18 protein-coding genes are annotated in these 21,176 nt (G+C 69.2%); 14 read left to right on the top strand and 4 right to left on the bottom strand.

The window, feature by feature from the left end:
- The first annotated feature begins 80 nt into the window (after nt 1–80).
- The 5 genes from OG410_RS30395 (at nt 81) to OG410_RS30415 (ending at nt 6,669) form a co-directional block, all read left to right on the top strand.
- Complete coding sequence (locus OG410_RS30395; protein WP_261707644.1) at nt 81–839, top strand: NUDIX hydrolase; 759 nt, start codon at nt 81–83, stop codon at nt 837–839.
- Between the two features lie 123 nt (nt 840–962).
- Nucleotides 963–2,726 carry an ABC transporter ATP-binding protein gene (locus OG410_RS30400; protein ID WP_329302007.1) on the top strand — a complete coding sequence of 588 codons (1,764 nt, stop codon included), beginning with the start codon at nt 963–965 and terminating at the stop codon, nt 2,724–2,726.
- A 162-nt stretch (nt 2,727–2,888) separates the two neighbouring features.
- The gene (locus tag OG410_RS30405; RefSeq protein WP_329302008.1) at nt 2,889–3,776 is read left to right on the top strand and encodes a FadR/GntR family transcriptional regulator; all 888 of its coding nucleotides are present in this window, start codon (nt 2,889–2,891) and stop codon (nt 3,774–3,776) included.
- 407 nt (nt 3,777–4,183) lie between these two features.
- Nucleotides 4,184–5,719 carry an RNA polymerase sigma factor gene (locus tag OG410_RS30410; RefSeq protein WP_329302009.1) on the top strand — a complete coding sequence of 512 codons (1,536 nt, stop codon included), beginning with the start codon at nt 4,184–4,186 and terminating at the stop codon, nt 5,717–5,719.
- 131 nt (nt 5,720–5,850) lie between these two features.
- Complete coding sequence (locus OG410_RS30415) at nt 5,851–6,669, top strand: S1 family serine peptidase (RefSeq protein WP_329302010.1); 819 nt, start codon at nt 5,851–5,853, stop codon at nt 6,667–6,669.
- A gap of 109 nt (nt 6,670–6,778) precedes the next feature.
- Here OG410_RS30415 and OG410_RS30420 read toward each other — a convergent pair whose 3' ends face one another.
- Complete coding sequence (locus OG410_RS30420) at nt 6,779–7,009, bottom strand: DUF7455 domain-containing protein (protein ID WP_103549626.1); 231 nt, start codon at nt 7,007–7,009, stop codon at nt 6,779–6,781.
- A 441-nt stretch (nt 7,010–7,450) separates the two neighbouring features.
- On the opposite strand from OG410_RS30420, the gene OG410_RS30425 reads away from it, so the two are divergent.
- The 6 genes from OG410_RS30425 (at nt 7,451) to OG410_RS30450 (ending at nt 14,758) form a co-directional block, all read left to right on the top strand.
- Nucleotides 7,451–9,574 carry a DNA gyrase/topoisomerase IV subunit B gene (locus tag OG410_RS30425; RefSeq protein WP_329302011.1) on the top strand — a complete coding sequence of 708 codons (2,124 nt, stop codon included), beginning with the start codon at nt 7,451–7,453 and terminating at the stop codon, nt 9,572–9,574.
- 642 nt (nt 9,575–10,216) lie between these two features.
- A complete protein-coding gene (locus OG410_RS30430) occupies nt 10,217–10,744 on the top strand; it encodes a DUF1453 domain-containing protein (protein WP_329302012.1) in 528 nt (175 codons plus the stop codon).
- The gene (locus tag OG410_RS30435; RefSeq protein ID WP_329302013.1) at nt 10,741–11,892 is read left to right on the top strand and encodes a sensor histidine kinase; all 1,152 of its coding nucleotides are present in this window, start codon (nt 10,741–10,743) and stop codon (nt 11,890–11,892) included. Before OG410_RS30430 ends, OG410_RS30435 begins: the two co-directional genes overlap by 4 nt.
- Nucleotides 11,889–12,575 carry a response regulator transcription factor gene (locus OG410_RS30440; RefSeq protein ID WP_328447226.1) on the top strand — a complete coding sequence of 229 codons (687 nt, stop codon included), beginning with the start codon at nt 11,889–11,891 and terminating at the stop codon, nt 12,573–12,575. The genes OG410_RS30435 and OG410_RS30440 overlap by 4 nt, the downstream gene beginning before the upstream one ends.
- A 105-nt stretch (nt 12,576–12,680) precedes the next feature.
- Complete coding sequence (locus OG410_RS30445) at nt 12,681–13,169, top strand: DUF485 domain-containing protein (RefSeq protein WP_329302014.1); 489 nt, start codon at nt 12,681–12,683, stop codon at nt 13,167–13,169.
- The gene (locus OG410_RS30450; RefSeq protein ID WP_329302015.1) at nt 13,166–14,758 is read left to right on the top strand and encodes a solute symporter family protein; all 1,593 of its coding nucleotides are present in this window, start codon (nt 13,166–13,168) and stop codon (nt 14,756–14,758) included. The genes OG410_RS30445 and OG410_RS30450 overlap by 4 nt, the downstream gene beginning before the upstream one ends.
- Nucleotides 14,759–14,824: 66 nt before the next feature.
- Here the strand turns inward: OG410_RS30450 and OG410_RS30455 are convergent, their stop codons facing one another.
- Nucleotides 14,825–15,517 carry a response regulator gene (locus OG410_RS30455; protein ID WP_329302016.1) on the bottom strand — a complete coding sequence of 231 codons (693 nt, stop codon included), beginning with the start codon at nt 15,515–15,517 and terminating at the stop codon, nt 14,825–14,827.
- Between the two features lie 162 nt (nt 15,518–15,679).
- Here OG410_RS30455 and OG410_RS30460 point away from each other — a divergent pair, with 162 nt between their 5' ends.
- From OG410_RS30460 to OG410_RS30470, 3 genes are all read left to right on the top strand, one after another.
- Nucleotides 15,680–16,495 carry an ABC transporter ATP-binding protein gene (locus OG410_RS30460; RefSeq protein ID WP_329302017.1) on the top strand — a complete coding sequence of 272 codons (816 nt, stop codon included), beginning with the start codon at nt 15,680–15,682 and terminating at the stop codon, nt 16,493–16,495.
- The gene (locus tag OG410_RS30465) at nt 16,485–17,348 is read left to right on the top strand and encodes an ABC transporter permease (RefSeq protein WP_329302018.1); all 864 of its coding nucleotides are present in this window, start codon (nt 16,485–16,487) and stop codon (nt 17,346–17,348) included. The genes OG410_RS30460 and OG410_RS30465 overlap by 11 nt, the downstream gene beginning before the upstream one ends.
- A gap of 136 nt (nt 17,349–17,484) precedes the next feature.
- Nucleotides 17,485–18,546, top strand: a complete 1,062-nt coding sequence (locus OG410_RS30470; RefSeq protein ID WP_329302019.1) for an ABC transporter substrate-binding protein — start codon at nt 17,485–17,487, stop codon at nt 18,544–18,546.
- 112 nt (nt 18,547–18,658) lie between these two features.
- Here OG410_RS30470 and OG410_RS30475 read toward each other — a convergent pair whose 3' ends face one another.
- Nucleotides 18,659–19,339, bottom strand: coding sequence for a response regulator (locus OG410_RS30475; RefSeq protein WP_329302020.1), 681 nt, complete (start codon nt 19,337–19,339; stop codon nt 18,659–18,661).
- Nucleotides 19,339–21,060 carry a sensor histidine kinase gene (locus OG410_RS30480; RefSeq protein WP_329302021.1) on the bottom strand — a complete coding sequence of 574 codons (1,722 nt, stop codon included), beginning with the start codon at nt 21,058–21,060 and terminating at the stop codon, nt 19,339–19,341. The genes OG410_RS30475 and OG410_RS30480 overlap by 1 nt, the downstream gene beginning before the upstream one ends.
- Nucleotides 21,061–21,176: the final 116 nt, after the last annotated feature.

A 21,176-nucleotide genomic window follows, 5' to 3' on the forward strand; every position in this document is an offset into this window, starting at 1 on the left:
TCAGGGACGGAAGTCGATCAACCATGGACCGGGCTCCCCAAGGAGGTGTTTATCGTCAGGAAGACGACTATGATCGCGGCATGCCCTACGACCCGTCAGCCTTTCCGCCCTTCGCCGTGACCGTGGACCTGGTCGTGCTGACCGTGCGCCGCCATGCCCTGTGCGCGTTGGCGGTACGGCGGGGCGAGCAGCCGTTCCAGGGGCGATGGGCACTGCCCGGCGGCTTCGTGCGCACCGACGAGGACCTGGCGCAGGCCGCGGCACGCGAGCTGGCCGAGGAGACGGGCCTGTGCGCCCACGACCCCTCCGTGCCCGCACAGGACAACGGCGCACACCTCGAGCAGCTCGCGACCTACGGCGACCCCAAGCGCGACCCCCGGATGCGTGTGGTCAGCGTCGCGCATCTCGCCCTCGCCCCCGACCTCCCCGCTCCCCGCGCGGGCGGCGACGCGAACAGCGCGCGCTGGGCACCGGTCGAGGAACTGCTGCAGCAGGGCGGGTACGGGCGGGACGGGGAACAGGCGGCGCCCCTCGCCTTCGATCACGCGCAGATCCTCTCGGACGGTGTGGAGCGCGCCCGGTCCAAGATCGAGTACTCGTCGCTGGCGACCGCCTTCTGCCCCACCGAGTTCACCGTCGGCGAGCTGCGTCGCGTCTACGAGGCCGTGTGGGGCGTGGTGCTCGACCCGCGCAACTTCCACCGCAAGGTGACCGGTACGCCAGGCTTCCTCGTGCCCACCGGGGGCACGACCACGCGCCAGGGCGGCCGCCCCGCCCAGTTGTTCCGCGCGGGTGGCGCCACGCTGCTCAACCCCCCGATGCTGCGCCCCGAGGTCTGAGGGAGGCGGCGAACACGGTTCCGGGCCCACGGGTCTCGGCGAGCTCGCCGGACCTGCGAGGCCCGCCGGAGGCGAGCCGCATGGTGCCCGGAAAATCCGAAATGTCGCGCTATCTTGCTGTAAGTGATCCAGGCCATCGGACTGACCAGCAACATGCGCAAGGCGCGTCCGCCCGCCGTCGACGACGTGTCCTTCGAGGCGCGCGCGGGCCACGTCACAGCGCTCGTCGGAACCCCGGGCGCGGGCAAGACGACGGCGCTGAGGCTCATGCTCGAACTCCAGCAGGGTCGCGGAATCACCTACTTCCGCGGCCGGCCTCTGCATCGGATCGCCCATCCCTCGCGTGAGGTCGGCGTACTCCTGGGCGAGGTGCCGGGCCATCCGGCACGTACGGTCCGCGGCCAGCTCCGCATGCTGTGCGCCGCCGCCGGGGTGCCCGTGCGCCGCGCGGACGAAGTCCTCGAAGTGGTTGGGCTCGTCAGCCTGCGGGACGAGAGTCTGGGCACGCTGTCCCGTGGCATGGACCGCCGGCTCGGACTGGCCTGCGCGCTCCTGTCCGACCCTCACACCCTCGTGCTCGACGGCCCCGCGGACGGCCTGTCGGCCAGGGAAGGACGATGGCTGCACGGGATTCTGCGCGCCCACGCGACCCAGGGCGGCACGGTGCTCTTCACCACGGACGACCCCAAGGAGGCCGCGCGAACCGCCGACCGGGTCGTCACGCTGGAGCAGGGACGCCTGGTCGCCGATCAGGAGGCCGCGGAGTTCGCCCGCACCCGGCTCCGGCCGCGCGTGGCCGTTCGCAGTCCTCACGCCGCCCGGCTCGGCTCCCTCCTGACCAAGGAAGCCCGCACGGCGCGGCGCTCCGTGGAAGTCGTGCGTGAGGAGGGCAACCGGCTCTCGGTGTACGGCAGCACCTGCGCCGACATCGGCGAGACGGCCTTCCGGCACGGCATCCTCGTACACCAACTCGCCGACGAGACAGGGGACATGGGTCCAGCGTCGGCCGCGGTGTCCTCGAACGAGGGCGAGTACCCCGCCGAGGAGCCGGGCCCCGCCGATACACCAGCCGCGGACGCCCTGTCCGTCCTTCCGCCCCCCATCGCCGTACGCCAGGCCCGGAGCCCGCTGCGCCCCCTGCGCTACGAACTGCGCAGGGCCGCCGGTGTCAGCACCGGCTACCTCACCGCCGCCGCCGTTCTCGTCACCTCGGTCCTCCTGTCCGTCCTCCTGGCCAGAATCGGTCACACGCCTCAGCCGCGCCTGCTGGCCGCGTGGCCGCGCGAACTCCCGCTTCCGCCCGCCGCGCTCGGCGCCGGGCTGCTGGGCGCCGTCGCCTTCGGCGAGGAGTTCCGCCACCCTGCCCTGGCCGCGGACCGCGGCACCGTCCCGCGCCGGCTGGGACTGCTGACCGCCAAGCTCCTCGTCGCCTCGGCCACCGCGTTGATGCTGGCGTTCCTCACCGTGGGATGCGACCTCGAAATGCTCTACCTCGTCTACGGACGGGAGCTCACCGGAGTTCCGTCGGACTGGCTCTCACTGAGCGCGAGTTGGTTCGGCCTCGTGATGGGCTGCGCGTGGGCGGGTGTGCTGGCGGCCGGCATCTTCCGGTCCACCGCCGCCGGGCTCGCGGCGGTCCTTGCCGTGCCGGTCGTCGTCGTACCCCTCGTACAAAAGGTTCTGTGGGGGCCGTCTGTGCGGTCGGCAGCCGGATTCCCGGAGCGGCTTCGGGAACTGGTTCTCGTGCAGTGGCCGTTCGGCGGGGAGCGCTACCTGGCTGCCGGTGTGCGGGTACTGGCCCAACCCGTAGGCGGAGCACTGCTGTTGTCACTGACCGCACTGCTCTGCGCATATCTGCTCACGACCCTGCGGAGCCGAGTCCGATGACGACCGTCCGCACCCTTCCGTTCTCCCTGTGCGCACAACTCCCCGAAGAACGCCCATTTCTTTCCGATAAGGCGTCAATTGCGACGGTGTGAGCGATCACCCTTTCGTGTGCTTTTCACCAAAGACCTCAAGGCAGTTGGAGTAGGCGCCGACAAAAGACCCGTGAGTACCCTTGCGCAGACCATGATGACCGCCGCCCGTTCCTCAGACTCCGGCCTCGCCGGACCGGGCGAACTCGACCGTTACCCCTATACCGACGCGTCCGGTGCCGACCGCGTCGGCCCTTCTGTGTGGGAGAGCGCCGAACCGGAGCTCGGCCGTGTCGGCCGACGCGCCACCGGCAGCCGCGGACGCGGACTGCACGGCCAGCTCGTCCAGCAGCTCGGCCAGATGATCGTCTCCGGAGACCTCGGTGCGGACCGCCCGCTCGTGCCCGAGGAGATCGGCCAGCGGTTCGAGGTCTCCCGGACCGTCGTCCGTGAGTCCCTCCGCGTACTGGAGGCCAAGGGGCTGGTCAGCGCCCGCCCGAACGTCGGCACGCGCGTGCGTCCCGTCAGCGACTGGAACCTCCTCGACCCGGACATCATCGAATGGCGGGCCTTCGGGCCGCAGCGGGACGACCAGCGGCGCGAGCTGAGCGAGCTCCGCTGGACCATCGAGCCGCTCGCCGCGCGCCTCGCCGCCGGACATGGGCGTGAGGAGGTCCAGCAGCGGCTCGGCGACATGGTCGAGATCATGGGCCATGCCATGACGCAAGGTGACGCCCTCACCTTCGCGCGTGCCGACACCGAGTTCCACTCGTTGCTCATCCAGCTCGCGGGCAACAGGATGCTGGAACACCTCTCGGGGATCGTGTCGGCGGCGCTCCAGGTCTCCGGTGGCCCGGTCACCGGCTGTGACCGGCCGAACGAGGCCTCGCTGGGTCACCACGCGCGCATCGTCGACGCCCTCGCGGCGGCCGACGGCGCGGCGGCCGAGACGGCCATGCGGCAGCTCCTCATCGTCCACCCCGAGGTGGAGCGTGTCGTGCCCGCGCCGCGCGAGCACTGATCGCGCGCCGAGGGTGACGCGGTCCGGGGCGCGTCAGCGTCCGTGGCGGCGTCGGACCCGTGAGTCATCACCCGTCGGGATCTCGCCAAATCCTTCGTGGATGAGGTGGGGTCCCGACGGTGCGACCGGTCGGCGGATCATGAACTAACCTGGCTTGATAGGATCTGTCATCTTTTGGGCACTTACGGGGTGTGACTCGGGCCACGCAGATTGGGCGTAACGCTCTTCGGAGCAGCGCGATGACCTAAGAGGTGATAGCCGAGGAAGGAATACAGACGCCGTGTGTGGCGCTGTGCATCTTCCCGGCCCCGCCCGCGCCGTCGGCCCATCCCCAGTCGGCGGTCGTCGGTTCCTGTCCGCAGTGGACGGGACCGGAAGCCGTTTTCCAACGTTCCGAGAGGTTGTTCGTGTCGGCCAGCACATCCCGTACGCTCCCGCCGGAGATCGCCGAGTCCGTCTCTGTCATGGCGCTCATCGAGCGGGGAAAGGCTGAGGGGCAGATCGCCGGCGATGACGTGCGTCGGGCCTTCGAAGCTGACCAGATTCCGGCCACTCAGTGGAAGAACGTACTGCGCAGCCTCAACCAGATCCTCGAGGAAGAGGGTGTGACGCTGATGGTCAGTGCCGCGGAGCCCAAGCGCACCCGAAAGAGCGTCGCAGCGAAGAGTCCGGCCAAGCGCACCGCCACCAAGACCGTGGCGGCCAAGACGGTGACCGCCAAGAAGGCCACCGCCACGGCGGCTCCGGCTGCCCTCGCCGACGATTCGGCTGAGGACGCCTCCGCAGGCAAGCCCGCCGCAGCCAAGAAGACGACGGCGAAGAAGGCCGTCGCCAAGAAGACAGTCGCCAAGAAGACGGCGGCCAAGAAGACGAGCGCCAAGAAGGACGACGCCGAGCTCGCCGACGACGAGACGGCCGAGGAGACCCCGGGCAAGTCCGGTGCGGAGGAGCCCGCCGAGGACGGCGCCCAGGGCTTCGTCCTGTCCGACGAGGACGAGGACGACGCGCCTGCGCAGCAGGTCGCCGCCGCCGGTGCCACCGCCGACCCGGTCAAGGACTACCTCAAGCAGATCGGCAAGGTCCCGCTGCTCAACGCCGAGCAGGAGGTCGAGCTCGCCAAGCGCATCGAGGCCGGTCTGTTCGCCGAGGACAAGCTGGCGAACGCCGACAAGCTCGCCCCCAAGCTCAAGCGTGAGCTCGAGATCATCGCCGAGGACGGCCGCCGCGCCAAGAACCACCTTCTGGAGGCCAACCTCCGTCTGGTGGTCTCCCTGGCCAAGCGCTACACCGGTCGCGGCATGCTCTTCCTGGACCTCATCCAGGAGGGCAACCTCGGCCTGATCCGCGCGGTCGAGAAGTTCGACTACACCAAGGGCTACAAGTTCTCCACGTACGCCACCTGGTGGATCCGTCAGGCGATCACCCGCGCCATGGCCGACCAGGCCCGCACCATCCGTATCCCGGTGCACATGGTCGAGGTCATCAACAAGCTCGCGCGCGTCCAGCGCCAGATGCTCCAGGACCTGGGCCGTGAGCCCACCCCGGAGGAGCTGGCCAAGGAACTCGACATGACCCCCGAGAAGGTCATCGAGGTCCAGAAGTACGGCCGTGAGCCCATCTCCCTGCACACGCCGCTGGGCGAGGACGGCGACAGCGAGTTCGGTGACCTCATCGAGGACTCCGAGGCCGTCGTGCCGGCCGACGCGGTCAGCTTCACGCTCCTCCAGGAGCAGCTGCACTCCGTGCTCGACACCCTGTCCGAGCGTGAGGCGGGTGTGGTCTCGATGCGCTTCGGTCTCACCGACGGTCAGCCGAAGACCCTCGACGAGATCGGCAAGGTGTACGGCGTGACCCGTGAGCGGATCCGCCAGATCGAGTCCAAGACCATGTCGAAGCTGCGTCACCCGTCGCGTTCCCAGGTGCTGCGCGACTACCTCGACTAGGCCTCGGCCGCACGTCGGCGAGGGCCCGACCTCCTGTGGGGGTCGGGCCCTCGCCGTATGCGCGGAGTGCGTGCCTTCGCTCGCTGGATCACTCTGGGTGTTCCAAGACCCTCCCAGTGTGAGGAGCGCGCATGCGCCGTCCCTACGCCCCGACCTTGGCCCTTGCGGCCGCCGCAGCGGTGATATCACTGACGACCCCCGCCCTGGCGTCCTCCGACAGCGTTGTCATAGGAAGCCGTCCGGTCCAGATCTCCGAGAGCCCGTGGACGGTCGCGCTGTCCAGCCGTGACCGGTTCGGGGGTACCCGCGCGGGACAGTTCTGCGGAGGAGTGGTCATCGGCCCGACCACGGTCCTGACCGCGGCCCACTGCCTGGGCGAGGATGTGCTGGGGGCGCCACCGCGCGACGCGGGCGATCTGAAGGTCATCGCCGGACGCGGGGACCTGGCGTCCGAGGACGGCGAGGAGATCCCCGTACGAGACGTCTGGGTCAATCCGCACTACGACAGTGAGACGAACGCCGGGGACTTCGGCGTACTGACGCTCGCCGAGCCGCTGCCGGCCTCCTCCGTGATCCGTATGGCCGCTTCGGGGGACCGGGCGTACGAGCCGGGGACCGCCGCCGTCGTCTACGGCTGGGGCGACCTGACGGGCGGCGGTGACTATGCGAGCAGCCTGCGTGCCGCCGACGTGCACGTGCTTCCCGACGCCGCGTGTGAGCGGGCCTACCCCGGTGACGAGTCCGGGACCTACGACGCGGCGTCGATGGTCTGCGCGGGAGAGCCGGCGGGCGGCCGTGACGCCTGCCAGGGGGACAGTGGCGGGCCGCTGGTCGCCCAGGGCCGTCTCATCGGCCTGGTGTCCTGGGGGAGCGGCTGTGGGCGCGCGGAGAGCCCTGGTGTCTACACGCGGGTGTCAGAGGCTGTCCAGGCGCTGAACGCGGGCCGCTGAGAGCTCTCGGCGATGCGATACGAGTGCGGGCGGTCACACCCTGTGTCCAGGGTGTGACCGCCCGCTCACCGGCCTGTCGCCGGTACCCGCTCGTCGTTGATGCGAAGGGTCAGCGATCTTCGTCGTTGACGCTCTCGGGAACGGACGTGAGCCGCTCCGTCTCGTCCTGTATCTCAGCGGCGATCTTCTTGAGTTCCGGCTCGAACTTGCGACCGTGGTGGGCGCAGAAGAGCAGTTCTCCGCCGCTCAGGAGGACGACGCGCAGATATGCCTGGGCGCCGCAACGGTCGCAGCGGTCAGCGGCCGTCAGCGGGCTCGCGGGGGTCAGAACAGTAGTCACGTCGCCTCTTCTCTAGCTCGACGAGCTGTCGTACCAGGGTCAACATCCAACCAGGCCGAAAACGTTCCCGCTCGCGGCTTTTCCTCGAAATTTTCTTTCGAGCCGGCTGTCTGCTGCCGGTTGGCGGCGAATGAGCCGTATTGCGTGTCTTTGTGTCTGTACGGGTTCGCGCTGTCTGTCAGGTGTCGGTCCTCCCGGCTGGATTGCCGGTTGTTCATGAGGACGTGCCCGGAGCCTAAATGGTTCATGCCTCGAAGGGAACGTGATATGTACTTCACTCCATCGAGGGATCGAACACCCATGCGATCCTGGACTAGGGTGAGTTCGTGCGAGGGTGGTGCTACAACGGCTCTACCAGGCCTCGGTACCCTCTGAACGGCGACCGAAGCCGGGCCCTTACCCAAAAGGGTCTCCCATGAAATTCAGCGAGGAGCGAACCGCGTGACCGCCGATACGTCCGTGCCGTCCACAGCGCTGCTGACCGGAGCAGACCGTGACGGTTCCAACTACACCGCGCGGCACCTGCTCGTCCTTGAGGGGCTCGAGGCAGTGCGGAAGCGCCCGGGCATGTACATCGGGTCGACCGACAGCCGTGGCCTGATGCACTGCCTGTGGGAGATCATCGACAACTCCGTGGACGAGGCCCTCGGGGGCTACTGCGACCACATCGATGTGACCCTGCACGACGACGGCTCCGTCGAGGTGCGGGACAACGGCCGCGGCATCCCCGTCGACGTGGAGCCCAAGACCGGCCTCTCCGGCATCGAGGTCGTCATGACCAAGCTGCACGCCGGCGGAAAGTTCGGCGGCGGCTCGTACGCGGCCTCCGGCGGTCTGCACGGTGTGGGCGCCTCCGTGGTGAACGCGCTCTCCGCCCGTCTGGACGTCGAGGTGGACCGCAGTGGGAACACCCATGCCGTGAGCTTCCGCCGAGGCACCCCGGGAGTCTTCAAGGCCGACGGCCCCGACGCCGCCTTCGACGCTTCGAGCGGGCTGCGCAAGCTCAAGCGGATCCCGAAGACCCGCACCGGCACGCGCGTGCGCTACTGGGCCGACCGCCAGATCTTCCTCAAGGACGCCAAGCTCTCCCTGGAGCACCTCCACCAGCGCGCCCGCCAGACGGCCTTCCTGGTGCCGGGCCTGACCATCGTCGTCCGTGACGAATTCGGGCTGGGCGAGGGTGGCAGCAAGGGTGAGGAGTCGTTCCGCTTCGACGGCGGCATCAGCGAGTTCTGTGAGTTCCTGGCCGCCGACAAGCCGGTCTGCGACGTCCTCCGCTTCCATGGGCAGGGGACCTTCAAGGAGACCGTCCCGGTCCTCGACGAGCACGGGCAGATGACCCCCACCGAGGTCACGCGTGAGCTGGGCGTCGATGTCGCGATGCGCTGGGGCACCGGATACGACACGACTCTGAAGTCGTTCGTGAACATCATCGCCACGCCCAAGGGCGGCACCCATGTCGCCGGCTTCGAGCAGGCCGTCGCCAAGACCATGAACGAGGTCCTGCGGACCAAGAAGCTGCTGCGGGTCGCCGAGGACGACATCGTCAAGGACGACGCGCTGGAGGGCCTCACGGCCGTCGTCACCGTGCGTCTCGCCGAGCCCCAGTTCGAGGGGCAGACGAAGGAGGTCCTCGGCACCTCGGCCGCCCGCCGCATCGTGACGAACGTGGTCACCAAGGAGCTCAAGGCGTTCCTGACCTCCGCCAAGCGGGACGAGGCCGCGCAGGCGCGGGTCGTCATGGAGAAGGCCGTCGCCGCCGCGCGCACGAGGATCGCGGCCCGGCAGCACAAGGACGCGCAGCGCCGCAAGACGGCCCTGGAGTCCTCCTCGCTGCCCGCCAAGCTCGCCGACTGCCGCAGTGACGACGTCGAGCGCAGCGAGCTGTTCATCGTCGAGGGCGACTCCGCGCTGGGTACGGCGAAGCTGGCCCGGAACTCCGAGTTCCAGGCGCTGCTGCCGATCCGGGGCAAGATCCTCAACGTTCAGAAGGCGTCCGTGACGGACATGCTGAAGAACGCCGAGTGCGGTGCGATCATCCAGGTCATAGGGGCCGGTTCCGGCCGGACCTTCGACATCGACGCCGCGCGCTACGGGAAGATCATTCTCCTCGTCGACGCCGATGTCGACGGCGCGCACATCCGGATTCTGCTGTTGACGCTGTTCCAGCGCTACATGCGGCCCATGGTCGAGGCGGGGCGGGTGTTCGCGGCGGTTCCGCCGCTGCACCGGATCGAGCTCAGCCAGCCCAAGAAGGGGCAGGACAAGTACGTCTACACGTACTCGGACCGTGAGCTGCGGGAGACCGTGCTGGAGCTGCAGCGCAAGGGTGTGCGTTACAAGGACTCGATCCAGCGGTACAAGGGTCTCGGCGAGATGGACGCCGATCAGCTGGCCGAGACGACGATGGATCCGCGGTTCCGGACGCTGCGCCGGATCAACATCTCCGACCTGGAGGCGTCCGAGCAGGTGTTCGACCTGTTGATGGGTAACGACGTGGCGCCGCGCAAGGAGTTCATCTCCAGCTCTGCCGCGACGCTGGACCGGTCGCGTATCGACGCGTAGCCCTCCGGGCGTATTCCGGGTGGGTCCGCCAGGTGGATGGGAGCCGTGCCGGTACATCCGCCCGTCGCCGTCGGATCAGATGCGGGCTTCGCAGGGAGCCACAGCTCGATCCGGACGTGAGCGGCGGGCACGCGATGTACAGGCACGGCCCTCCCGCGTGTCACCGTCTGCGGGTGCATCGTGGGTCCCGAGGGCCCTCCGGCTGCTCCGACCACGGGTGCGTGGGGGCCTGGGCGTGGTGCCTCGCGTGCGTGAAACCAATCCGCTCCGGCCGGCCTTTCGGCCGCGGGTCAGATTTCCGCCCCTCCGGCGCACCCATCGGCTCCGGTGCGTCTCTCGGGTACGGGGGAAATTCGGCCCCTCCGGCGCTTGAGGAGCGGGGTCTGGGGCCGGAGCCCCAGGTACGGGACGGGTAGGGCGGAGGGGGCGAACCAAGCTTTTAGGTCCCCTGGGTCCGGGCTCGGGCCGCCTGGTCGGGGCACTGTATGGGTGGGATCCACCCGTGGGTGGAGAGACGCGGGTGCGGGGGATCCACCCACGATCCACCCGGGCGCCGATCTGCCAGGTGCTCGATTTCCGTAGCGTCGATGGGGTCGGCAGCGCTCGCTGCGGACACCCGAATCCCGCTCACGGAGGCCGCGCATGTCCGGGCTCATGAATGCAGTGGTGATCTTCGCTGTCGCCGCAGTGGTGATCGCGCGCCAGTTCAGCGCACGCCGGATCAGCTCGGACCTGCGCTGGTGGATCGTGCCCGCCGTTCTCGCCGTCATGGCAATGCGCGAGCCCGGCCTGATCGACCCGCACCACCAGACCGAGGCGTCCCTCCTGCTCGGCACGGAACTGGTGACGGCGCTGGCCATCGGAGCCGGATGGGCGTGGACGACGCGGATATGGACCGAGCCGGACGGCGCCGTGTGGAGCAGGAGCACCAAGGCCGCCGGAGCCGTCTGGGGCGCGGGTATCTGTCTGCGGCTGGGCCTGTTCGGCATAGGTGCCCTGCTCGGTGTGCACCAGAACTCCTCCGCCCTGATGCTCGGCCTGGCGGCCACCCTGCTGGTCCGCTCCGGGCTCCTGACCTGGCGGGTGCAGTCCCTGCGGCCGACGGTGACCGGGCAGGGCCCGGCGTACGGTGACGGGGCCGGCCGCGTTCTGAGGAAGGAGCGCCTGTGACGGACAACGCCTGGATGCACTGGCCCTCTCGTGAGGCGCTGTCACGTATGGGCGTGCACAAGGCCCGCCGTGTGCTCTCCCGGGTCACGCGCGCCATCGTCCTCGGCATGCTCGTCGCGACGACACTCACGAACCCGGAGCTCAGCGGCTGGGCGCTCGCCGGAGGCATCACGGGGATCGCGGTGTGCGGGTTCCTCGCCCGGTGCTTCTGGCGGACCACACTGGAACACCGTCTGCTGCCGTCGCTGGTACTGCTCGCTCTGCTCCTGGCGGCCGCGGCCGCGGGACACAGTGCGGGCTTCCGGATTCCGGCGCTCGTCCTGCTGTGCGGGATTGCTGTCGCCGCCATCGAACGGCTGCCCCTCGCGGCGGCCCTCCCGGCGATGGCGGTGGCGCTGGGCGCTTACGCGATGTTGGACAACGACGCCTGGCTGACCACGGCGGCCACCACCGTGGGCCTGGCGCTGGCGGGATACGTCCTGCGCCTCGACGCGGAAGCACGGGCGAGTGCCCAGCGGCTGCTGGCCCAGGAACGCGTGGCCCGCGCGGCCGAGGCGGAGACCGCGGCCCTCGCGGAGCGAGCGCGGATAGCCAGGGAGATCCATGACGTCCTGGCCCACAGCCTGTCCGCGCAGCTCGTGCATCTGGAGGCGGCACGACTGCTCATCGAGACAGGAGCGGACCGGGAGCTCATCCTCGAACGGGTCGTGGCGGCACGGGGAATGGCCCGGGAGGGGCTTTCGGAGACCCGGCAGGCACTCTCCGCGCTCCGGGGTGAGATGTCTCCGCTGGAGGATTTCCTCGGCGAACTCGTGGCCACCGCCGACCGCGCCGGTGTCACGGTGACCGGGGAGCGTCAGCCGCTGCCGGCGGAAGCATCCCAGGCGGTGCGCCGAGTCGCCCAGGAGGCTCTGACGAACGTACGCAAACACGCTCCGGGAGCCGAGATTCACATCCGGCTGGACTACGGAGAGCACGAAGTGACGCTGGATGTACGGGATTCGGGTGGAAAACCGGGCGAACTCAGCGGTTCGGGTGCCGGGTACGGTCTGCTGGGGATGCGGGAGCGCGCAGAGCTGCTCGGCGGCTCGCTGGACGCAGGACCGGGCGAGGAGGGGTTCGTGGTGACGTTGAAGGTGCCGGTATGACCGAGCGGGCGGAGGGCAGGGCACCGGCGCGGGTCGTGGTCGCGGACGATCAGACGGTCGTGCGCGAGGGCATTGTGATGCTGCTGGGACTGCTGCCCGGGATCGAGGTCGTCGGAGCGGCCGGTGACGGTGCCGAAGCGGTGGAGCTGGTGGCCGAACTCGCCCCGGACGTCGTGCTGATGGATCTGCGCATGCCTCGCTGCGACGGGGTCGAGGCGACCCGGCGCATCCGTGCCGAGCATCCCGGGACTCAGGTCGTCGTGCTCACGACGTTCGCGGACGACGAGTCGCTGTTCCCCGCACTGCGCGCCGGAGCCCGCGGCTATCTGACCAAGGACGCGGGAGGCGACGAGATCGTGCGGGCCGTGGAGAGCGTGCTCTCCGGGGACGCGGGGCTCTCGCCGAGCATCCAACGACGGCTGCTGGAGCGGCTGTCGGACCCGGAACCGGAGCCCGGCCCGCCTCCGGAGGCCCCGGACGGGCTCACCTCGCGCGAGACGGAGGTGCTCCTGCTCATCGCCGAGGGCCTCAGCAACCACGAGATCGCCCGCAAGCTCCATGTGTCCACGGCCACCGTGAAGACCCACATCAACAATCTCTTCGCCAAGGCAGGTCTCAAAGACCGTGCTCAAGCAGTCCGTTACGCCTATGGCAAAGGTCTCGTACGGCCGCCCGCGGGATGAAGTCACCTGATGGGGTGAAGAGCGCGGAGACAGGAGTCAGGGAGCCCTCCGATCTGCACATCCTTGGGTACGCGGCAGCAACGGGTCGCGGACAAGGAGAGTTCGGTGGACAAGCACGACGGCGGCGACACGGGGGAGGTCCGGTTCGACGACCCCTGGTACGACGCGCTCGCTTCCGGCTGGGGCGAGTTGGACGGTACGGGCGCGCTCGCTCCCACCGTGCCGGCCGCTCGCTCGGAGCACCAAGGACGACCGGGCGGGACCGCCCTCGTCTACCTGGAGGTGCAGCGCAGTGCCGCCTTCCAGGAAGTACGCGGCCGGTACCGCAGGTTCGTGATTCCGGCCGTCGCCGTCTTCTTCCCCTGGTACGTGGGTTATGTGGTGACCGCGACCACCGCGCCGGGGTTCATGGCGCGGCCTGTCGTCGGTGTCGTGAACGTGGCACTGCTCGCGGGACTCGGACAGTTCCTCACGACATTCCTGCTCGCCTGGGCGTACGCGCGGCACGCGCGGCTGCGCCGTGACCGGGCCGCGCTGGAACTGCGCTGGAACACCCAGGAGATGACGCGGAACGCCAGGAGTGGTGAGCGGTGAGCGGCCACCATCAGACCCTGGCCCTGCTCCTGTTCAGCGCGTTCGTCGCGGTGACACTAGGGATCACGACATGGGTGAGTCGCCACCGGCACGGTTCGGCCGAAGAGTTCTACGCGGGCGGGCGGCTGTTCTCGCCGATGGAAAATGGATTTGCCCTCTCCGGGGACTACATGTCGGCTGCTTCCTTCCTCGGCATCACGGGACTCATCTCCCTGTACGGCTACGACGGTCTGCTGTACGCCGTGGGATTCCTGGTGGCCTGGCTGGTCGTTCTCTTCCTCGTCGCCGAGCTGGTGCGCAACTGCGGCCGGTTCACGCTCGCGGACGTCGTCGCGGCCCGGATGGACGCGCGGCCCGTGCGGGTCGCGGCCGGAACGTCCTCGGTGGTGGTGTCCGTTCTGTATCTGGTGGCGCAGATGGTGGGCGCGGGCAGCCTGGTGTCGCTGCTGCTGGGAGGTACGAGTGACGCGGCGCGCAACTGGACGGTGATCGGGGTCGGCGCGCTCATGGTGATCTATGTGTCGATGGGAGGGATGCGGGCGACGACCTGGATCCAGATCGTCAAGGCGGTTCTGCTCATCGGCGGGGCCATCGTTCTCACCGTGCTGGTCCTGATGCGGTTCCACGGGGACATCAACGAACTGCTGCGCACGGCCGCGGGGCGCAGCGGCCACGGCCAGGCCTTTCTCGCACCCGGCCTCAAATACGGCGGTGACTGGACGGCACGCTTCGACTTCATGAGCCTCGGGCTCGCACTCGTGCTCGGCACCGCCGGGTTGCCGCACATCCTGTCGCGCTTCTACACCGTGCCGACCGCGCGAGCCGCCCGACGCTCGGTGCTGTGGTCGATCGGGCTCATCGGCGGCTTCTACCTGATGACGATCGTGCTGGGCTTCGCTGCCGCTGCCGTCGTCGGTCCCGAGGCGGTGCGCGGATCGAACGCCGCAGGGAACACAGCCGTTCCGCTGCTGGCCCTGGATCTGGGCGGCGGGGCCAACTCCACGGGAGGAACAGTGCTGTTCGCGATCGTCGCTGCCATCGCCTTCGCCACGATTCTCGCGGTCGTCGCAGGAGTCACCCTCGCGTCCTCGGCGGCCGTGGCCCACGACCTGTACGCCTCGTCGCGTCGCCGCCGCGCCAAGCCGCACGGCGAGGTCGCGGTGGCGCGTGCCGCGTCGGTCGGCATCGGCGTGATCGCCATCGGCCTGAGCCTCCTGGCCCGCGACCTCAACGTGGCCTTCCTGGTCGGGCTCGCCTTCGCCGTCGCCGCGTCCGCGAACCTGCCGGTTCTGCTGTTCTCCTTGTTCTGGCGGTCCTTCACGACGCGTGGCGCCGTGTGGGCCGTCTACGGCGGCCTGGTGCCCGCGGTGGTGCTCGTGCTGCTGTCGCCGGTGGTGTCGGGCAGTCCCGAATCGCTCTTCCCGGGCGTGGACTTCCAGTACTTCCCGCTGCAGAACCCGGGGCTCGTCTCGATCCCCCTGGGCTTCGTCGCCGGCTGGCTCGGCACCGTCACCTCGGCGGAGCCGCCGGACGAGGCCAAGCACGCCGAGATCGAGGTCCGCGCGCTCACGGGCGCCGGGGCCGTCTGAGGGCCGCAGGCGACCGCCCTGAGACGGCATGATCCAGACGGCATCCAGCTGTCGGGGAGTGCCGGCTCAGGGCGCCACCCATGCGTACCGGTGTTCCGGGCGCCCCGTGTCGCCGTACTTGAGGGAGAGGCGCAGCCGCCCCGCTTGTTCCAGGTGCCGCAGATAGCGCTGGGCGGTGGATCGGCTCAGGCCGGTCTCGGCGGCCACCTCGTGGGCCGACAGCGGCTGCTTCGCCTGGTGCAGCACATCGCAGATGAGGTCCGTGGTCGGCTCCGAGTGGCCGCTGGGGAGCCCGGGGGAGGACGGCGCGGGTGCGGTGCGCAAGGCCCCGAAGATCCGGTCGACCTGCTCCTGGCCCGTCACGCCGCGGCCGCCCACCCGGTCGACGGTACGGCGCAGGGCGGCGTAGGAGTCGAGGCGTGTGCGCAGGGCGGTGAACGTGAACGGTTTGATCAGGTAGTGCAGGGCACCCAGGCGCATCGCCGCCCGTACGGTGGCCACATCGCCGGCCGCGGTGATCATGATGACGTCGGTGCCGTGACCGTTCTCCCGCATCCGGTGGACGAGTTCGAGTCCCGTCCTGTCCGGCAGATAGTGGTCGAGCAGCACCAGATCGACCGGAGTGCGCTCGATCGCGGCCAGAGCCTGGGCGGCACTGTGCGCGCGGGCGGCCACCCGGAACCCGGGAACCTTGCTCACGTACTTCGCGTTGATCTCGGCGACGCGGAAGTCGTCGTCCACGACCAGGACGTCAATCATCGGGCCTCTTTCTCTCAAGGCCTGGGCGTATGTTGCGCCCGTGTTTCGGCTCCGCTGTTGTAGCGCGAGCAAAATGAGCACAACAGACCCTTGCGAGCAGAAGAACTCCTTGCGCCCACAAGACTGATGCTGTGGCCCGCACCACATCTACCGTCCCGGGCCATGAGCACAGACACCAGCCCCGCCATCGAGCTGCGGGGCGCGAGCAAGATCTTCAAGACCCCGTCGGGGGGTTTGCACACAGCCGTCAGGGACCTTGACCTGACCGTCGGCCGCGGCGAGTTCGTGGCGGTGGTAGGACCGACCGGCTGCGGGAAGTCCACGACGCTGACCCTGGTCAGCGGTCTCGAGGAGCCCACCGAGGGCGAGGTCCTGGTCGCCGGGGAGCCGGTCGTCGGCGTCGGGGACAAGGTCGGTTTCGTCTTCCAGCAGGACGCAACCTTTCCCTGGCGCACGGTGCTGTCCAACGTGATGGCCGGGCCCCGGTTCCGTGGCGTGCCCAAGGCCGAGGCGAGGGAACGCGCCAGGGAGTGGCTCGCCAGGGTCGGGCTCGCGGCCTTCGAGGACCGCTATCCGCACCAGCTCTCCGGTGGTCAGCGCAAGCGCGTCGCCCTCGCCGCCACCTTCGTCAACGACCCCGAGATCCTGCTGATGGACGAGCCGTTCTCGGCGCTCGACGTGCAGACCCGGGCGCTGATGTCCGACGAACTGCTCGAGCTGTGGGCAGGCACGGGCGCCTCGGTCGTCTTCGTCACCCACGACTTGGAGGAGTCCATCGCGCTCGCCGACAAGGTCGTGGTGATGACCGCGGGCCCCGCCACCGTGAAGCAGGTCTACGACATCGATCTGCCGCGGCCGCGCAAGGTCGAATCGGTGCGCCTGGAGCCGCGGTTCATCGAGATCTACCGCGAGATCTGGGAGTCCCTCGGCGAAGAGGTCCGCATCACCCGTGAAAGGGGCGCCGCTGATGTCGCCTGACGTTCTCAGTGCTCCGGCCGTCGAAACGGCCAGGACTCCGGGCCGTGCGCACACCCGTGCCCGTGCCGCCCGCAGACGCAGGATCGTGGTGGGCACCGCCCGGGTGCTGCTCCTAGTCGCCGTACTCGGACTGTGGGAGGTCCTCTCGCGGGCCGAGGTCATCGACCCGTTCAACTTCTCGATGCCCTCGAAGATCTGGGAACAGATCCAGACCTGGGTGATGCACGGGACCGCGCTCGGTTCTCTCGGCGAGCAGATCTGGTACACGCTTCACGAGGCGCTGCTCGGCTGGGTCATCGGTGTGGTCGCCGGTGTGCTCTTCGGTATCGCCCTGGGGCGTATCACCTTGCTGGCAGACATCCTTGGTCCATACATCAAAGTGCTCAACTCCATACCGAGGATCGTCCTCGCGCCCATCTTCGTGATCTGGTTCGGGCTCGGACCCGCCTCCAAGGTCGCCTCGGCCGTGGTGCTCGTCTTCTTCCCGGTGTTCTTCAACGCCTTCCAGGGCGCCAGGGAGGTCGACCGGAACCTGGTGGCCAACGCCCGGATCCTGGGAGCGAGCGACCGCAGGGTGACGCTGCAGGTCGTCATACCGTCCGCCACCTCGTGGATCTTCACCAGCCTCCATGTCAGCTTCGGCTTCGCGCTCATCGGCGCGATCGTCGGCGAGTACATCGGCGCCACCAAGGGCATCGGCCTGCTCGTCGCCCAGTCGCAGGGCACCTTCAACGCGGCGGGGGTGTACGCGGCGATGGTCATCCTCGCCGTCGTCGCCCTGCTCGCCGAAGGACTGCTGACGTTCGGTGAACGCCGCATCTTCCGCTGGAAGCCGTCGGAATCCGACCGCTGACTTCACCCCGGCAAGCGCGTACGACCTCTTCCTCGCACACGTACGAGTCCGCCCGTACGCACGATCCCGCCTCACCGGTACGCACCATCCCGCCGTACGCACGGCCTCCCCTCCACTCACAAGGACGTGAACCACCATGCGCAAGACCGCCAGATACTCCGCGCTGGCAGCTGCCGGTCTCCTCGCTCTCTCCTCGCTCACCGCCTGTGCCAATGACGCGGCGAGCACGACGGCCGACTCCGGCAGCGGCGGGGGTGGCGGCAAGGGGGAGCACGTCAAGATCATGGTCGGTGGGCTGGACAAGGTCATCTACCTGCCGGCGATGCTCACTCAGAGGCTCGGCTACTTCGAGGACGCCGGTCTGAACGTCGAGCTCCTCAGCGAGCCGGCCGGTGTCCAGGCCGAGACCGCCCTCGTGTCGGGACAGGTGCAGGGAGCTGTCGGCTTCTACGACCACACGCTCGACCTGCAGACCAAGGGCAAGGCGGTGGAGTCCGTCGTGCAGTTCTCACACGCTCCCGGTGAGGTCGAGATCGTCTCCGCCAAGCGCGCGGGCGACATCACTTCACCCAAGGACTTCAAGGGCAGGAAGCTCGGCGTCACCGGACTCGGCTCCTCGACCGACTTCCTCACGAAGTACCTCGCGGTCAAGAACGGTGTGCGGGTCAGCGAGTTCACGCCGGTCGCCGTCGGTGCCGGCCCGACGTTCGTCTCCGCTCTCCAGAAGGGCGCCATCGACGGCGGCATGACGACAGATCCCACCGTCGCCACGGTCATGGAGAAGAAGCTCGGCAAGGTACTCATCGACATGCGCACGCCCGAGGGCTCCCAGAAGGCACTCGGAGGGCCGTACCCCTCGTCAAGTCTGTACATGCAGACGGACTGGGTCAACGGTCACAAGGAGACGGTCCAGAAGCTCGCGAACGCCTTCGTGAAGACCCTCCGGTGGATGGCTGCGCACAGCGCCTCCGAGATCGCCGCCAAGATGCCCGCCGACTACTCGCAGGGCAGCCAGACGCTGTACGCCGGGGCGATCGAGAGCACGCTGCCGATGTTCACCGAGGACGGGGTGATGCCCGAGAACGGTCCCGAGACCGTCGAGAAGGTCCTCAAGGCGTTCAACCCGAACATCAGGAACGCCGATGTGGACCTGAGCAAGACGTACACCACGGAGTTCGTGAAGAAGGCGGCCGGCTGACCGCCCGCCGCCGATAACACGCGGAGCCGCCCCGCCGCCCGTACGACCGTGCTCCCCCGCCGGTCGTCCGGGCGACGGGGCGGCCGTTCCCCCGCTTCGTCGGGGGTGTCCCTCAGGTGTGGGCGACCCAGGCGTAGCGGTGCTCCGGGCGGCCCGCGTCGCCGTATCGGAGGGTCAGACGAGCCTTCCCCGTACGCTCCAGGAGCTTCAGATAACGCTGGGCGGTCTGCCGGCTCAGTCCGGTCGCCTCCGCGACCTCCTGGGCCGACAGCGAGCCCTCCGCGTTCAACAGGGCGCGCCGTACGAGTTCGGCCGTCGGCGGGGAGTGGCCCTTGGGCAGGTCGGGCACGACGCCTGACGAGAGGGCCCCGAAGATCAGGTCCACATCGGACTGCTCGGCCGTGCCGCCGCGGTCGAGCGTGCGTCGCAGATCCGCGTAAGTCTCCAGTTTGGCGCGCAGCCCGGCGAACGAGAACGGCTTGACCAGGTACTGGAGCACGCCCTGTCGCAACGCCGCACGGACGGTCGCGAGGTCACGTGCGGCGGTCACCATGATCACATCGATCTGATGCCCGCGTCGGCGCATCTCCTGGACGACCGCGAGACCTGTCTCGTCCGGCAGGTGATGGTCCATGAGGACGAGGTCCGGGTGCGGAACTTCCTCCATGCGGCGCAGCGCCTCGGCCGCGCTGTGCGCCTGCCCCACGACACGGAAGCCCGGCACCCTCTCGACGTAGGCGGCGTTGACGCGGGCGACCCGCGTGTCGTCGTCCACGACCAGGACGTGGATCATCACGACTCCCCGTAGGGGTACCCGGTGCTCCGGTCGGTCCCTGTGTTCTCGGCACTCCAGGTGGTCCCGGTGGTCCCGGTGTTTTCGGTGGCGTCCTTCTGCGCGAGCGACGGGTCGGTCAGCGCCTCCGGCAGGACGACGACGAACTCCGCGCCGCCGCCGTCCGCGTCGGCCACCTTCGCGCTGCCGCCCTGCCGCTCGGCGAGGCGCCGCACCAGCGAGAGGCCGATTCCACGCTTGCCGTGTGCGGGCGGCTGCTTGGTGCTCCAGCCGTCCGTGAAGATCAACTCCCGCCGCTCCTCAGGGATGCCGGGCCCGGTGTCCCGTATCCGCAGCACGGCGGTCCGCCCCTCGGCGCGCAATTCGACCTCCACGCGCGCGTGCGGTGTGCCCGCGACGGCGTCGAGCGCGTTGTCGACCAGGTTGCCGACGACGGTGACGAGCCCACGCGGGTCGACCAGCCGGTCCGGCAGCAGCGTCCGGTCCGAGACCCACAGTGCCACTCCACGCTCGGTCGCCACGGTCGCCTTGCCGACCAGAAGGGCGGCGAGCAGCGGATCGTGGATCTTCTCGGTGACCTGTTCCGAGGTGACCCTGTGGTCGCCGACCACCTCCCCGATGAACTCCACGGCGTCGTCGTACATCTCCAGTTCGAGCAGCCCCAGGAGCGTGTGCATACGGTTGGCGTGCTCATGGTCCTGTGCGCGCAAAGCGTCGATCAGGCCGTGCGTGGAGTCGAGCTCACGGCCGAGCTGCTCCAGTTCGGTCCGGTCGCGCAAGGTGGCGACAGCTCCGCCGTCCTCGGTGGGCATCCTGTTCGCGACCAGGACGCGCTGGCCGCGGACGGTGAGCAGGTCCGTGCCGGTGACGCGTCCCGCCAGCACATCCGTCGTACGGCCCGGGCCGAGCGCGTCGTCGAGCGGCCGCCCGATGGCCTCGGCGCCGACCCCGAGGAGCCGCTGCGCCTCGTCGTTCAGAAGACGTACGCGACCGCCGCGGTCCAGGGCGACCACGCCCTCCCGGATGCCGTGCAGCATCGCCTCGCGTTCGGCCAGCAGCGCCGCGATATCGGAGAAGGCCAGGTCACGGGTCTGTCGCTGGACCCTGCGGGAGATCAGATACGCGGCCAGCGCGCCGACGGCCATGGCTCCGCCCGCGTACGCGAACAGTCCCGGGATCGCGTCGATCAGCCGGGCCCGCACACTGTCGTACTTGATACCCACCGACACCGCGCCGACGATCCGGTCGCCGGCGTCGCGCAGCGGCACCTTGCCCCGTGCGGACCGCCCCAGGGTTCCGGTGTCGATCTCCATGACATCCCTGCCGGCCAGGGCCTGCTTCGGGCTCGTCGAGACCGGTTTGCCGATCTGGGCGGGGGATCTGTGCGACCAGCGGATGCCTCGCAAGTCCATCACGACGACGTACTCGGCACCGCTCGCCTTCCGTATCCGCTCGGCCTCGGCCTGTACGGGGCCGGTCCTGGAGGGGGCCGTCCGCTGGAGGTCCACGGCGATCTGCGGCTGGGCGGCCGTGGTCTGCGCGATCGCGAGAGCGCGCCGCATGGCCTCGTCGTCCAGCTGTGCGCTCAGCGGGGCCAGGAACAGCCCGGTGGCGAGTACCGCGACTCCCACCGCGATCGCGATCTGCATCAGCAGCACTTGGGCGAACACCCGCCGCGGCAGACCGAGGCGCAGTCGTCGTGCGAGGGGAGTGGGGCTCATGGCCACGACGGTACGGGGGAGTGCGCGTCCCTCCGAGGGGAGTGTGGTGTGGATCTCTTGATCAATGGATGATGCGGCTGTCGGTTCAGCACAGCGCCGCGGGTCGGATGGTGGGG

Origin of the sequence: Streptomyces sp. NBC_00659 (assembly GCF_036226925.1) — a bacterium.
In the GTDB taxonomy this organism is placed as follows: domain Bacteria; phylum Actinomycetota; class Actinomycetes; order Streptomycetales; family Streptomycetaceae; genus Streptomyces.

What these genes read in the sequence shown, in the direction of transcription:
- OG410_RS30460 (WP_329302017.1), top strand. Translation starts at nt 15,680, where the DNA reads ATGAGCACAGACACCAGCCCCGCCATCGAGCTGCGGGGCGCGAGCAAG.
- OG410_RS30440 (WP_328447226.1), top strand. Translation starts at nt 11,889, where the DNA reads ATGACCGAGCGGGCGGAGGGCAGGGCACCGGCGCGGGTCGTGGTCGCG.
- OG410_RS30470 (WP_329302019.1), top strand. Translation starts at nt 17,485, where the DNA reads ATGCGCAAGACCGCCAGATACTCCGCGCTGGCAGCTGCCGGTCTCCTC.
- OG410_RS30415 (WP_329302010.1), top strand. Translation starts at nt 5,851, where the DNA reads ATGCGCCGTCCCTACGCCCCGACCTTGGCCCTTGCGGCCGCCGCAGCG.
- OG410_RS30480 (WP_329302021.1), bottom strand. Translation starts at nt 21,060, where the DNA reads ATGAGCCCCACTCCCCTCGCACGACGACTGCGCCTCGGTCTGCCGCGG.
- OG410_RS30430 (WP_329302012.1), top strand. Translation starts at nt 10,217, where the DNA reads ATGTCCGGGCTCATGAATGCAGTGGTGATCTTCGCTGTCGCCGCAGTG.
- OG410_RS30475 (WP_329302020.1), bottom strand. Translation starts at nt 19,339, where the DNA reads ATGATCCACGTCCTGGTCGTGGACGACGACACGCGGGTCGCCCGCGTC.
- OG410_RS30395 (WP_261707644.1), top strand. Translation starts at nt 81, where the DNA reads ATGCCCTACGACCCGTCAGCCTTTCCGCCCTTCGCCGTGACCGTGGAC.
- OG410_RS30455 (WP_329302016.1), bottom strand. Translation starts at nt 15,517, where the DNA reads ATGATTGACGTCCTGGTCGTGGACGACGACTTCCGCGTCGCCGAGATC.
- OG410_RS30465 (WP_329302018.1), top strand. Translation starts at nt 16,485, where the DNA reads ATGTCGCCTGACGTTCTCAGTGCTCCGGCCGTCGAAACGGCCAGGACT.